The organism is Sphingobium sp. CFD-2 (assembly GCF_024611135.1).
GTDB classification, from domain to species: domain Bacteria; phylum Pseudomonadota; class Alphaproteobacteria; order Sphingomonadales; family Sphingomonadaceae; genus Sphingobium; species Sphingobium fuliginis.
The window spans coordinates 1,015,911-1,029,211 of record NZ_CP084405.1; the positions used below are offsets into that span (position 1 = coordinate 1,015,911).

Annotated in this window: 13 protein-coding genes; 7 read left to right on the plus strand and 6 right to left on the minus strand. The window is 64.9% G+C overall.

Going from position 1 to position 13,301, the window contains the following annotated elements:
- Positions 1 to 7: 7 nt before the first annotated feature.
- Entirely contained in the window at positions 8 to 1,756 is a 1,749-nt protein-coding gene (locus tag LDB29_RS04785; RefSeq protein WP_025552120.1) for an acetolactate synthase 3 large subunit, read from the minus strand.
- A 100-nt stretch (positions 1,757 to 1,856) separates the two neighbouring features.
- Entirely contained in the window at positions 1,857 to 2,801 is a 945-nt protein-coding gene (miaA, locus tag LDB29_RS04790; protein ID WP_025552118.1) for a tRNA (adenosine(37)-N6)-dimethylallyltransferase MiaA, read from the minus strand.
- Between miaA and serB the strand changes: the two genes are divergently transcribed.
- The 3 genes from serB to LDB29_RS04805 all read left to right on the plus strand — a co-directional run bounded on the left by serB (position 2,800) and on the right by LDB29_RS04805 (position 5,773).
- A complete protein-coding gene (gene serB, locus LDB29_RS04795; protein WP_099185811.1) occupies positions 2,800 to 3,678 on the plus strand; it encodes a phosphoserine phosphatase SerB in 879 nt (292 codons plus the stop codon). The genes miaA and serB overlap by 2 nt on opposite strands.
- 281 nt (positions 3,679 to 3,959) lie before the next feature.
- Entirely contained in the window at positions 3,960 to 4,220 is a 261-nt protein-coding gene (locus tag LDB29_RS04800) for a hypothetical protein (protein ID WP_025552117.1), read from the plus strand.
- 56 nt (positions 4,221 to 4,276) lie between these two features.
- Complete coding sequence (locus LDB29_RS04805) at positions 4,277 to 5,773, plus strand: murein L,D-transpeptidase (protein ID WP_099185810.1); 1,497 nt, start codon at positions 4,277 to 4,279, stop codon at positions 5,771 to 5,773.
- An 18-nt stretch (positions 5,774 to 5,791) separates the two neighbouring features.
- Here the strand turns inward: LDB29_RS04805 and LDB29_RS04810 are convergent.
- A protein-coding gene (locus tag LDB29_RS04810; RefSeq protein WP_193666785.1) for an IS5 family transposase occupies positions 5,792 to 6,552 on the minus strand; the annotation gives its coding sequence in 2 pieces (ribosomal slippage) (positions 5,792 to 6,228 and positions 6,228 to 6,552; 762 coding nt in all).
- A gap of 208 nt (positions 6,553 to 6,760) precedes the next feature.
- A complete protein-coding gene (locus tag LDB29_RS04815; RefSeq protein WP_037481868.1) occupies positions 6,761 to 7,522 on the minus strand; it encodes a MauE/DoxX family redox-associated membrane protein in 762 nt (253 codons plus the stop codon).
- A 70-nt stretch (positions 7,523 to 7,592) separates the two neighbouring features.
- On the opposite strand from LDB29_RS04815, the gene LDB29_RS04820 reads away from it, so the two are divergent.
- Positions 7,593 to 7,994: a MerR family DNA-binding protein gene (locus tag LDB29_RS04820; RefSeq protein ID WP_025548061.1), complete on the plus strand. Its 402-nt coding sequence runs from the start codon at positions 7,593 to 7,595 to the stop codon at positions 7,992 to 7,994.
- 8 nt (positions 7,995 to 8,002) lie between these two features.
- Here the strand turns inward: LDB29_RS04820 and ruvX are convergent, their stop codons facing one another.
- Both ruvX and LDB29_RS04830 read right to left on the minus strand, forming a co-directional pair.
- Entirely contained in the window at positions 8,003 to 8,473 is a 471-nt protein-coding gene (ruvX, locus tag LDB29_RS04825; RefSeq protein ID WP_025548063.1) for a Holliday junction resolvase RuvX, read from the minus strand.
- 2 nt (positions 8,474 to 8,475) lie between these two features.
- Entirely contained in the window at positions 8,476 to 9,594 is a 1,119-nt protein-coding gene (locus tag LDB29_RS04830) for a DUF3089 domain-containing protein (RefSeq protein ID WP_025548065.1), read from the minus strand.
- A 114-nt stretch (positions 9,595 to 9,708) separates the two neighbouring features.
- Between LDB29_RS04830 and gatC the strand changes: the two genes are divergently transcribed.
- The 3 genes from gatC to gatB all read left to right on the plus strand — a co-directional run bounded on the left by gatC (position 9,709) and on the right by gatB (position 13,201).
- On the plus strand, positions 9,709 to 9,996 hold the full coding sequence (gene gatC / locus LDB29_RS04835) for an Asp-tRNA(Asn)/Glu-tRNA(Gln) amidotransferase subunit GatC (RefSeq protein ID WP_025548067.1): 288 nt from the start codon (positions 9,709 to 9,711) through the stop codon (positions 9,994 to 9,996).
- A 103-nt stretch (positions 9,997 to 10,099) separates the two neighbouring features.
- Positions 10,100 to 11,584, plus strand: coding sequence for an Asp-tRNA(Asn)/Glu-tRNA(Gln) amidotransferase subunit GatA (gatA, locus tag LDB29_RS04840; protein WP_025548069.1), 1,485 nt, complete (start codon positions 10,100 to 10,102; stop codon positions 11,582 to 11,584).
- A 120-nt stretch (positions 11,585 to 11,704) separates the two neighbouring features.
- Complete coding sequence (gene gatB, locus LDB29_RS04845; RefSeq protein WP_099185808.1) at positions 11,705 to 13,201, plus strand: Asp-tRNA(Asn)/Glu-tRNA(Gln) amidotransferase subunit GatB; 1,497 nt, start codon at positions 11,705 to 11,707, stop codon at positions 13,199 to 13,201.
- Positions 13,202 to 13,301: the final 100 nt, after the last annotated feature.

A 13,301-nucleotide genomic window follows, 5' to 3' on the forward strand; every position in this document is an offset into this window, starting at 1 on the left:
GCCATCCTCACACCAGCGCTTTCGCCTCGTCCGACATGACGCCTTCGACCTGGCTGGGGTCGAGCAGCATGTCGGTATGCGCCGCGCCCGACGGGATCATCGGGAAGCAGTTGGAAAGCTTCGCCACGCGGCAGTCCACGATCACCGGACCGGGCGTGTCGATCATCTGGCGGATGCCCGCCTCCAGTTCCTGCGGCCCCTCGATGCGGATGCCGGTCCAGCCATAGGCCTCCGCCAGCTTCACGAAATCGGGCAGGCTGTCGGAATAGCTGTTGGAATAGCGGCTTTCATAGGTCAGTTCCTGCCATTGGCGGACCATGCCCATATATTCATTGTTGAGGATGAAGATCTTGACCGGCAGGCGATACTGGCTGGCCGTCCCCATTTCCTGGATGTTCATCTGGATCGATGCGTCGCCCGCGACGCAGACCACCAGACTGTCCGGATTGCCCAGTTGCGCGCCGATGGCGGCCGGGAAACCGTAGCCCATGGTGCCGAGGCCGCCGGAGGTCAGCCATTTATTGGGCGCGTCGAAGCCGAAATGCTGGGCGGCCCACATCTGGTGCTGGCCGACTTCGGTGGTGATGATGACGTCACTGGCCGATCGCGAGGCCTTGTAGAGCTGGGCGATCGCCTCCTGCGGCATGATCTCTTCGCGGCTTTCCGGATAGGCGAGGCTGTTGCGCGCGCGCCAGCCGTCTATCCGCGCCCACCATTCGCCAAGGTCCGCCGCCTTGTGCCCGCGATCCTTCCAGAGTGCGATCATGTCCGCCAGGGCATTGCCGACGTCCGCGATGATCGGCAGGTCGACCTCGACCGTCTTGTTGATCGAGCTGCGGTCGATGTCGATGTGGATCTTCTTCGCATGCGGGGCGAAGGCGTCCAGACGGCCCGTCACGCGGTCGTCGAAACGGGCGCCGACGCAGACGATCAGGTCCGCCTTGTTCATCGCCCAATTGGCTTCATAGGTGCCGTGCATGCCCAGCATTCCAAGCCATTGGCCGGACGAAGCGGGAAAGGCGCCCAGGCCCATCAGCGTCGAGGTGACGGGCGCGCCGGTCAGCGCGGCGATCTCGCGCAGCAGGGTCGAGGCTTCGGGACCAGAGTTGATGACCCCGCCGCCGGTGTAGAAGATCGGACGCTCCGCAGCCGCCAGCATCTCGACCGCGCTGGCGATGGCGGCCGGGTCCGCCTCGGTCTGCGGGCGGTAGCTGGCATGTTCGAAGCTTTCCGGCTTCCTGTAGGGCGCGGTGGCGATCTGGACATTCTTCGGAATGTCGATGACGACCGGGCCGGGGCGGCCGGTGGTGGCGATGTGGAACGCCTCATGGACGACGCTCGCCAGCTTGCCGGGCGACTTCACCAGATAGTTGTGCTTGGTGCAGTGGCGCGTGATGCCGACCGTGTCCGCTTCCTGGAAAGCGTCCGTGCCGATGAGCTGCGTCGGAACCTGCCCGGTGATGACGACCATCGGGATCGAATCCATCAGCGCGTCGGTGATGCCGGTGACGGCATTGGTCGCGCCGGGGCCGGACGTGACGAGCACGACGCCGGGCTTGCCGGTGGAACGGGCATAGCCTTCCGCCATATGGGTCGCGCCCTGTTCGTGGCGAACGAGCACATGGCGGATCTTCGGATGATTGAAGAGTGCGTCATAAATGGGCAGCACCGCGCCGCCCGGATAGCCGAACACGACCTCGACCCCCAGGTCGATCAGGCACTCAACCAATATGTCCGCGCCGCTCTTTTCGGCCACGATGGCTCCTTCCATTCGATAATTGCTGCGCCCTCTGCTCCAGAAGCGGAAGGATGGCAAGGCGGCTGCGTCTATTGGACATAAAATGGCAAGTCAATAGTTATCGTTGTAATTTTATTGCCAATTCATCGACAATTTCCACATCAATCTGTCGCGCCTCTCGAGGCCATTCGGGCGGAGGCTGGCGCGAAAACCAGGTATATTGCCGTTTCGCATATTGGCGGGTGGCGATCCGGCCGCGTTCCATCATGGTCTCCCGGTCGATTTGCCCTGCCATCCAGGCGGCGATTTCCGGTACGCCGATGGCGCGCATCACCGGCAGGTCGGGAGAGAGGTCGCGGGCGAGCAGCGCCTCGACTTCCGCTACGGCGCCGCCGTCCACCATCTGCCCGAAGCGCAGGTCGCAGCGCGCGATCAGCCAGTCGCGCGGAGGCAGCAGGATCATGGGCGAAAGAGCGACGTGCGGGCCTATGCCCCCGCTTTTGCGCCGCTGCCATTCGGACAGGGGCTGGCCGGTCGAGCGGACCACCTCCAGAGCGCGGGCGACGCGGCTGGTGTCGGCGGGGGCGAGGCGGGCGGCGGCGGCGGGGTCTTCCTTCGCCAGCGCGGCATGGGCCTCCGCCACTGGCAAGGCGCGGGTGGCTGCGCGGACGGCGGGGTCGATGTCCGGGACCGGGGCGATGCCGTCCAGCAGGGTGCGCAGGTAGAGCCCGGTGCCGCCGACCAATATGGGGAGCCGTCCGGCCTCATGCGCCTTGCCGATTTCATCGCGGGCTTCGGCGGCCCAGCGGGCGGCGGTGCAGGCTTCCGCGCCGTCGATATGGCCGAACAGGCGGTGCGGGATACCGGCCATTTCCTCCAAGCTGGGGCGGGCCGAGAGGATCTGGAGGTCGGCATAGACCTGGCTCGCATCGGCGTTGATGACGATGCCGTTCGCCGCGCGGGCCAAGCGAACCGCAAGCGCGCTCTTGCCGCTGGCGGTGGGCCCGGCAATAAGCGCCACGCGCGGGCGGGATTCGCCCTGTGAAGTGTCAGGAGTTTCCATGTTCGTTGCGACCTTAGTGGCAAGTGGCGCCTTGAGTCAGGACAATATTGCCGAGGCTGCCGGCCGGCTCGCCACGGCGGGTTGCACGCCGGTGGATAGCAAGTGGCTGGACGAGGGCAAGGCGGCGGATATTTTCTTTGGGCTTGATCCGATTGCCGCGCGCGCCGCGCTGACCGGCATTGGCGACCGCGTGGATGTGATCGTCCAACCGGTGGGGGAGCGGGAGAAGAAGCTGCTGATCGCCGACATGGACTCCACCATGATCACGGTCGAATGCATCGATGAACTGGCCGACTATGCCGGGATCAAGGCGCAGATCGCGGAAATCACCGAGCGGGCGATGCGGGGCGAACTCGACTTCGCCGGCGCGCTGCACGAACGGGTTGCCTTGCTCAAGGGGCTGGCGGACGCGGCCATCGACCAGTGCAGGGCCGAGCGGGTGAAGATCATGCCCGGCGCCCGTGCCCTGGTGCGCACGATGAAGGCGAGGGGAGCGAGGACGCTGCTGGTATCGGGCGGCTTCACGCGCTTCACCGGACCGGTGGCGGAGGAGATCGGCTTCGATGCCGCCGTCGCCAATGTGCTGGAGATCGCGGACGGGGCCTTGCTGGGCACGGTGACGGTGCCGATCGTCGATGCGGCGCGCAAGCGGGCGGAACTGGAGGCAGCGATAGAGGGCGGGATCGACCGCGCGTTGACCCTGGCCGTGGGCGACGGGGCGAACGACATTCCGATGATCCAGGGGGCCGGGCTGGGGGTCGCCTATCACGCCAAGCCCAAGACGCGCGAAGCGGCGGCGGCGGAGATCGTGCATGGCGATTTGTCCGTGCTGCTCTATGCGCAGGGTATTGCTTCGGCGGAGTGGGTCGGGATTTGATCCTGGCGCGACCTGCTCTTGTTGAAGGGGCCCGGTAAGGCGAGTGGTTCGAGCCCGTCCTGCCGCCTGAACCGGGCTCCTGCCTTTGCAGGAGCATGGCGGGCTCGGGACGGCGGGAGCATCGCAGCCCGGCTCGGTTAACCGTTGCCTGGGCACGGCTCGTCGTCATTGCGCAGCGGTAATGGAATCGAATCTGACCGCCGGTCGTTACACTCGCGCTGCAACCCGCAGCGTCCACATTCTAACCGGCGCACGGTCCTCGCAGCGCCAAGGGAGAGGGTATGAAAATCAGGCTATTGGCACTTCTCGGCGGCACGGCGCTCGCATTGAGCGCATGCGCGTCGACGAGGGACGAACCCATCGCCCCCGCGCCGCCGGTCGGCCCGGGCGCGATCAGCGGCACTGTCGCGGCAGACCGTAATGGCGACGGCATCGTCGATGGCTATTATTCGCCCGACGGCATGTATCATGAGATTCAGGGACCGCCCTGTCCGCCGCCGCCGCCGCCTCCGCCGCCCTCCCGTCGCGGAGAACGCGGCTGATAAACGCAGTTGTCCGGGCGCGGCGCCTTTGCCGCGCCCCTTTCCTCCGTGCCGCCCTGCTTCCCGCGCTTCTGCTGACGGCCTGGCCCGGACAGGCCATTGCGCAGCCCGGCGCGGTTGCGGACTCCCAGCGCACCAGCGTGGCGGCGGAAATCCGCTCGTCTGTGGGCGGCAAGCTGAGGGATTTCTACGCCCCGCGCGGTTATTGGCCGCTCTGGATCGAAAAGGGCAGGGTCGGGCCGCAAGCCGATGCCCTGATCGCATTGATCGAGGGGGCCGATGCGGATGGGTTGAAACCCAGGGATTATGAACCGCGCGAACTCAAGGCCCTGATGAAGGAGGCCGATGCGAACGGCGATCCCCGGCTGCTGGCGCGGGCGGACATCGCCTTGTCCAAGGCCTTCGCCGCGCTGGTGAGCGACATGCGCAAACCCTCGCGCAAGGTGAAGGTGCGCTATCTCGATCCGGAGGTGGAGCCGAAGGATGAGGAACCGAAGGAGATTCTGCGCGCCGCCGCAGTCGCGCCGTCCTTTGTCGACTATGTGCGTTCGTCCGGCTGGATGAGCCCCTTTTACGTGAAGCTGCGCGACGCCCGGGCGACTTTCGCAAGGCGTTGGGGCGGACTGCCGCAAGTGCCGGTGCCGACCGATGGGAAGCTGCGCCCCGGCATGAAGGCTGGCGCCGTGGCGCTGCGCCGCCGCCTGGGGTTGGAGGGTGGAACCGCCTATGACAAGGCGCTTGTCGCAAGGGTGAAGGCGTTTCAGGGCGATCATGGCCTGAAGCCGGACGGTGTCGCGGGCGCTGCGACCATCGCCGCGCTGAACCGGGGCGATGACTATTATGACCGGCTGATCGCGCTCAATCTGGAACGCACGCGGCTGCTGCCCGGTCCGCAGGTGCGGCATGTGGTGGTCGATGCGGCCTCCGCCCGCCTCTGGTATTTCAGCAAGGGCGTGCAGGACGGCACGATGAAGGTGGTCGTCGGCGCGAAGGAAAGCCAGACGCCGATGATGGCGGGCATGGTGCGCTATGCGACGCTCAATCCCTATTGGAACGTGCCGTCCGACCTGGTCGAGCGGAAACTCGCGCCGCGAATGCTGAACGGCGCCTCGCTGACGAAGCTGCGCTATGAAGCGCTTTCCGACTGGAGCGCCAATGCGCAAAAGCTGGAGCCGGCCGCGATCGACTGGCGCGCGGTGGCCGACGGGCGCACCGAATTGCGCGTGCGTCAGCTTCCCGGCGGCGACAACGCCATGGGGAAGGTCAAGTTCATGTTCCCCAACGATCTTGGCATATACCTGCACGACACGCCATCGCGCGACCTTCTGGCGAAGCCGGCGCGGCAGTTCAGCAATGGCTGCGTGCGGCTGGAGGATGCGCAAAGGCTGGGCCGCTGGTTCTTCGGCAAGCCGCTGAAACCCGACAGCGACAAGCCGGAACAGCATGTGCCGCTGCCCCAGCCCGTGCCGGTCTATCTGACCTATCTGACCGCCGTGCCCACCGCGGGCGGGGTGCAGTTCATGCCCGACGTCTATGGGCGCGACGGCATCTAGGCAGTAGTGACGATTTAATCATTTGAGCCATAGCATGATGCTGGCGAGTTTGACGAAGCCGAGGAAGTTTGCAGCGAGTTTGTCATAGCGTGTTGCGATACGGCGCCACTGCTTGAGCTTGGCGAAGAAGCCCTCGATGCCCCAACGCTGTTTGTAGGCGATGCGATCATAGTGGTGCTGATATTTGCAATGTCGGCGAGGTGGGATGACCGGCTCGCCGCCTTGCTCGTAGATGAGATCGTGCAAACTGTCGGCGTCATAGGCACGATCAGCCAGCACCTTGCCAGCCGGGATGCCGCGGATCAGATCGCAGGCGGGCGCCATGTCGTTTTGCTGTCCGGGGCCGAGGATGAAGCGGATCGGCAAGCCCAAGGCATCGACTACGGCATGGATCTTGGTGCCGAACCCGCCTCGCGAGCGCCCGAGAGCCTGGGCTTGAGCGCCCCCCTTTTTACCCGTGCCCCAGCCGCCTGGGCCTGGGCGCGGATCACCGTCGCATCGATCGCCAGCCATTCGATGTCGGGATCATCCGACACAGCCTCGAAGATCCGGTCGATCACGCCTTGCTCAACCCAGCGATAATAACGCCGCTTGGCGGTCTGATAGGGACCGAACTTCTCCGGTAGATCGCGCCAGCGTCCCCCTGAACGCGCCAGCCAGAGCAAGGCGTCAAGAAACAACCGTCCGTCACTGCGAGGACCGCGCTTGCCCTTGCGCCCGCCCGGAACGAACTCCCGCAGCCGCTCCCACTGATCATCCCGCAGCACTTCGCCTTCCACGCCAGCCTCCAAAAGCCAGCCTTGAAGCACAAATCCAAACCGTCGTGAATCCCTAAAATGTCACTACGGCCTAGAGCATCGTGCGGAAAGCCTGTCCTGAATCTGTCGAAGGGTGGGAACCGGTTTTTGCCTGAAACGCTGCGGCATCAGAAATCTGGAGCGCGCGACCGGCGTCCGACCTGACGCAGCGCGCTCCAGCCGATTTCGGTCAATGCGCGGCCAGCATCCACAGCGCCATGGCGACCATCATGACATTCTCCGTCAGGGAGACGAAACCCAGCGGCACGTTGCCGCTGCCGCCGACGCAGGCGCATTTGAGTTCGCGCTTTTCGAGATAGACGGCCTTGAAAACCGAAACCGCACCGATCCCGCCGATGAAGAGCGCCACGGGGATCGACAGCCATTCGAGCGCACCCGCCAGCATCAGCACGCCTGCACCGAGTTCAAGGAAGGGATAGACATATCCATAAGGGACAAGACGGCGGGCGAGCAGGTCGTAATTCAGGAACATGGTCGCAAAGCGGTCCACATCCTGCAATTTCAGCATGGCGAGCAGCATCATGGAGATCGCGATGAAGCGTTCCGCCGTCATGATGCCGATGAGCGGCATCTCCGTCAGCCAGTTGGTCGACAGGGCAAGCAGGGCCGCGACCGCGAAGACGGCGAGGACCGGCCTGTAGCTTTTCGCCTGCGGATCGGCGACCGTCAGGCCGAAAAGGCGGCGAAGATCGTCATGGCCGCCGATCCTTTGCCCGTCGATGAAGATCTGCGGCGTCGTTCCGACATTGTGCGCGGCCTTGAAGGCGTCGGTTTCTTCGCGGCTGGTAAGCCAGTGATCCTCGACCTCATAACCCTTGCGCTTCAGCAGCCATCTGGCCTTGAGTCCGAAGGGGCAGATGTGGCCAGGCATCACCATGCGGTAAAGGACGGCTTTGCCCGGAATTTGGGTGGAGGCGGCCACTGTGGTCATCGCATCGCTTTCTCTTGAGAGGTTCGCTTCGCACCCCATATGGGGTCCGTACCACGGTCCGGAGTCAAGCATGACGATGACGATTTCCGGTCTGGCGCGCGCGGGCGGCGTCGGCGTCGAGACCATACGCTTCTATCAGCGGCGCGGCCTGCTGGATATACCCGACCGGCCGGAAGGCGCCGGTCTTGCGGGCGGCGTGCGTCGCTATGGCGAGGAGGATGTACGGCGTCTGAGGTTCATCCGTTCGGCGCAGGCGGCCGGATTCACGCTGGACCAGATCGGGGAGTTGCTGCGGCTGGATGCGGGGCAGGACCGCGCGCGGGCGCGTGAACTGGCGGCGGAGCGGCTGGCGGCGCTGGACCAGAAGATCGCGGAACTGGAGACGGCACGGGACAGCCTGCGGCGACTTGCCAGCGCATGCCATGCCTCGCAGGAGGGCCCTTGCCCGATCATCTCCGCCTTTGAGGAGTAGGAGGGGGCTCAGAAGCCGGCCATCAGCCCGTCGATAGCGCCCTGCAGGATGTAACTCGCGGCGAGCTTGTCCACCAGTTCACCCCGCCGCGCGCGGCTGGCATCCGCCTCCAGCAGCGTCCGCGTCACCGCCTGCGTCGACCAGCGCTCGTCCCACAGCAGGATCGGCAGGCCGAGGTCGGCGATGTTCCGGGCGAAGGCGCGGCTTGCCTGGCTGCGCGGGGATTCGCTGCCGTCCAGGTTGAGCGGCAGGCCGATCACCACGCCCTTCACCAATTGCTGTTCCATGAACGCCGCCAGCGCGACCTTGTCCTTGGTGAACTTGCCGCGGCTGACGGTATGGGCCGGGCTGGCGATCGACCATCCCGCATCGCACAGCGCAAGGCCGATCGTCTTGCTGCCCACATCCAGCCCGATCAGGCGGCCGCCATGGGGCAGGGCTTCGCGGAAAACCGCGCGGTCGGCGGTAAGAATGGACATGTCTATTTCTTCAGAAAGGCGGCCAGCCGCTGTTTCGCATCCTCGCGCACATCGGCCCAGAACAGCGCATAGTCATAGACGTGATAATTATTGCCCGGCAAGGTGAAGGGCCCCATGTCCACCGGCTCGCCGATCATCAGCACGCCGCTAGTGTCGCAGCGGGCGGGGACGATGCCGGGAACCAGCCGGGTCGGCTTGTCGGCATCCCGCGCATCCAGCGTGCCGCGATTGGCGCTGGCGGGCGCGGCCCCGTTGAAGGCGCCGGTGATGGGATTGGTGCAGAGCATGTGCGTGCCCTTGTGCGGCCTGCCGGTGAAGCTCGGCTTGCGTTCGAAATTTTCGATCACCGCCGACGGATCGGCTGGTTCGGCATAGCTTTGCCAGCTCACGATGCAATGCGACTGCTGCCGCCGCGCGCAGGCGGGAAGTCCAAGCGCGGGCAGGTCGGCCTCTACCGAAATCGGCCAGCCCACGGCATAGACGGCGGCGATGCGGTCGGCGACCGGCTTGCCGGCGACCTGCTCCCGCAACAGTTTGAGCAGATGGAGCGACCCCTGGCTATGGGCCGCGAGGATCAGCGGACCTTCGGGATTGGCTTTCAGGAATGCGGCAAAGGCTTGCGCAACATCGCGATAGGCTGCGGCGAGGGATTGCTCGCCAGCCGGCTTGTCGGTCAGGAACGCCCCGTAATTGGCCTGGCGGTAGCGAGGCGCCCAGACGGAACCCGCCGCGTTGAAGGCGCTCGCCTGGTTCTGCACGAAGCGCCGCGCGGTGGCGAGGGATTCCTGGTCATCCAGCCGCATGTTCCAATGCGCGTCGCCCAGCGTGGTGATGTAGGAGGTCGGGTGAATGAAGAAGACCGTCGCCTTTTCCGCCGACGGTGCGTCCTTCACGCCTTCGGGAGTCCACAGGGCGGGGTTGTCCTTCACGATGTCGGGCCGGGCGATCCACATCTTCGGATCGTCATAGGCGTTGGCGGGGAGCGGTTCGATTTGCGCGAAGGCTTCCCGAGGGACCATGACCGCGCGGATCATCTGCATCCCCCAGATGCGATAGGCCAGCAATGCCGCGATCACCAGCACGATCAGGCCGGTTACGACATAGAGGAACTTGCGGGCCAAGGATTGCTCTCCCTAGTGATGGACTGTTTCTGTCTGGCGTAAGCCGCGAGCGTGCGCAAGGTCTCGGAGGATCGGGACTTGAAGCGGGCGTGGCCGGGTGGTAGCGGCGGGGCCATGTCGATAGACCTTCAGACCGTGAAAAAGATCGCCAGCCTTTCGCGCATTTCGGTGACTGACGCCGAAGCGGAGGCGATGGTGCCCGAACTCAACAACATCCTGGGCTGGGTGGAGCAATTGGGCGAGGTGGACGTGACCGGCGTGGAGCCGATGACCGCTGTCATCCCCAATCATCTGCGCCTGCGCGACGATGTCGTCACCGACGGCAATGTTCGCGACAAGGTGCTGGCCAATGCGCCGCAGGCCGAACATGGCTTCTTCGCGGTTCCCAAAGTTATCGAATGAGTGGGAATCTTTCACCCGTTCGGGCTGAGCTTGTCGAAGCCCAGTCCTTTCTTGAAGAGAAGTGCGGCCCTTCGACAGGCTCAGGGCGAACGGAAATTTGGGTATGACCAACCTTACTGATCTGACGGTCGCGGAAATCCGCGACGGTTTCCGCGCGGGCGACTTTTCGGCGCGTGAAGTGGCGGCGGCGTTCAATGCCAATGTCGCCGCCGCCAAGGCGCTGAACGCCTTCATCGTGGAAACGCCGGAAAAGGCGCAGGAAGCCGCCGACGCCGCCGACAGGGCGAGGGCTGCGGGCGAGGCGTTGAAGCCGCTTTCGGGCGTGCCGATCGGCATGAAGGATCTGTTCTGCACCGAAGGCGTGCAGACGACCGCCGCGAGCCACATGCTCGAAGGCTTCAAGCCCACCTATGAATCCACGGTTTCGAAGAAGCTGTGGGACGCGGGCGCGGGCATGCTGGGCAAGCTCAACCTCGACCAGTTCGCCATGGGCTCTTCCAACGAGACCAGCTATTACGGCAATGTGATCTCGCCCTGGCGGCGGGGCGGCGGCGACAATGCCGCGCTGGCGCCCGGCGGTTCCTCGGGCGGTTCTTCGGCGGCGATTTCGGCGCGGCTCTGCCCGGCGGCGACCGGCACCGACACGGGCGGCTCGATCCGCCAGCCCGCCGCCTTCACCGGCATTTCGGGGATCAAGCCGACCTATGGCCGCTGCTCCCGCTGGGGCATCGTGGCCTTCGCTTCTTCGCTGGATCAGGCCGGGCCGATGGCGCGGACGGTGCGCGACAATGCGATCCTGCTGGAAAGCATGGCGGGCTTCGATCCCAAGGATTCGACGTCGCTCGATCTGGCCGTGCCGCAGTGGGAAGCCAGCCTTTCGAGCGACCTTCGGGGCAAGAAGGTCGGCATTCCCAGGGAGTATCGCCCCGATGGCCTGAACGCCGAAATTGCGGCGTTGTGGGATCGCGGCATCGAATGGCTGAAGGATGCGGGCGCCGAGGTTGTCGAAGTGTCGTTGCCGCATACGAAGTACGCGCTGCCGACCTATTATATCATCGCCCCGGCGGAGGCGTCCTCGAACCTCGCCCGCTATGACGGCGTGCGCTACGGCCAGCGCGACCTGCCCGATGGGGCGGGCCTGCAGGACATGTATGCCGCGACCCGCGCCGCCGGTTTCGGGCCGGAGGTCAAGCGCCGCATCATGATCGGCACCTATGTGCTGTCGGCGGGCTTCTACGACGCCTATTATACGCAGGCGCAGAAGGTCCGAGCGCTGATCGCCCGCGATTTCGACCAGGCCTTCGAGAAATGCGACCTGCTGCTGACGCCGACCGCGCCGAGCGCCTCCTTCGCGCTGGGCGAGAAGCAGGCCGATCCGCTGGCCATGTATCTGAACGACGTCTTCACCGTGCCGGCTTCGCTGGCGGGACTGCCGGCGATGGCGGTGCCGGGCGGGCTGGACGCGCAAGGGCTGCCGCTGGGGCTTCAGATCATCGGCAAGGCGCTGGACGAGCAGACCGTGCTGAACGCGGGCCTCGCGATCGAGGAACGCGCGGGCTTTGCGGCGCGGCCGGAGAAATGGTGGTAAAGAAAACACCGTTCGCCCTGTTGAAAGGAGCCGCTTGTCTCCTTGCAATGTCGAAGGGCCTAACTTCTCTTCAAGAAAGGACTGGGCTTCGACAGGCTCAGCCCGAACGGAAAAAGAAACATGAGTGAATATCGCATCCAGGGCGCAACCGGCGAGTGGGAGGTCGTGATCGGCCTGGAAGTCCATGCGCAGGTGACGAGCCAGGCGAAGCTCTTTTCCGGCGCGGCCACCGCTTTCGGCGCGGAGCCGAACACGCAGGTGAGCCTGGTCGACGCGGCCATGCCCGGCATGCTGCCCGTGCCCAACCGCGAGTGCATCCGCCAGGCGGTGCGCACCGGCATGGCGATCAAGGCGCAGATCAACAAATGGTCGCGTTTCGACCGGAAGAACTATTTCTACGCGGACCTGCCGCAGGGCTACCAGATCAGCCAGCTCTACCACCCGCTGGTGGGCGAGGGCGCGATCGAGATCAGCCTGGACGAGAAGAACCCCGATGCGCAGGTCAAGACGATCGGCATCGAGCGCATCCATGTCGAGCAGGACGCAGGCAAGCTGATGCACGACCAGCATCCGACGCGGTCCTATGTCGACCTGAACCGTTCGGGCGTGGCGCTGATGGAAATCGTGTCGAAGCCGGACATGCGCTCGCCTGCGGAGGCTGGCGCCTATCTGTCGAAGCTGCGCACGATCCTGCGCTATGTGGGGTCCTGCGACGGCAATATGGATCAGGGCTCGATGCGCGCGGACGTCAACGTCTCCGTCCGCAAGCCGGGCGAACCCTTCGGCACTCGCACCGAAACGAAGAATGTCAATTCCGTCCGCTTCGTCATGGCCGTGGTGGAACATGAGGCCAGCCGTCAGGTGGACGTGCTGGAGGCCGGCGGCAAGGTGGTGCAGGAAACCCGGCTCTACGACCCGGACAAGAATGAAACGCGCTCCATGCGGTCGAAGGAAGACGCGCATGACTATCGCTATTTCCCTGATCCCGACCTGCTGCCGCTGGAACTGGACGATGCCTTCCTGGAGGAATGCCGCCAGTCGCTGCCTGAATTGCCTGACGCCAAGCGCCAGCGCTACGAACAGGCGCTGGGCCTTTCCGCTTATAATGCCGCGACGCTGACCGCTGACGCCGACACCGCGCGCTGGTTCGAGGCGCTGCTGGCCAAAGGCGCGCGCATCCAGAAGAAGAGCGAGGGCGAGGTCGCCAAGGCGTCCGCCAACTGGCTGCTGTCGGAGCTTTACGGCGCGCTCAACCGCCTGGGCAAGACGCTGGAGGAAAGCCCCGTCAGCCCGGAAGAGGGCGCGGAACTGCTGGCCCTCATTGCCGACGGCACGATCAGCGGCACCATCGCCAAGCAGGTGTTCGAGATCATGCTCGAAACCGGCGACAGCGCGCCCAGGATCGTTGAGGAAAAGGGGCTGAAGCAGACCAGCGACACCGGCGCCATCGAGGCCGCGGTCGCCAAGGTGCTGGCCGACAATGCGGACAAGGTCGAACAGTATAAGGCGGGCAAGGAGGCGCTGTTCGGCTTCTTCGTCGGTCAGACGATGAAGGCCATGCAGGGCAAGGCCAATCCGCAGGTGGTGAATGAGTTGATCAGGAAGGCGCTGGCCTGATTGGTCCATTATGAACGATGTCTGTTCCGGCAGGCATCGTTCGATCTGTACCTAAGATGTTCTCTTTGCTAAGCCCTTGAGCAACAGCCGCCATGAGTCG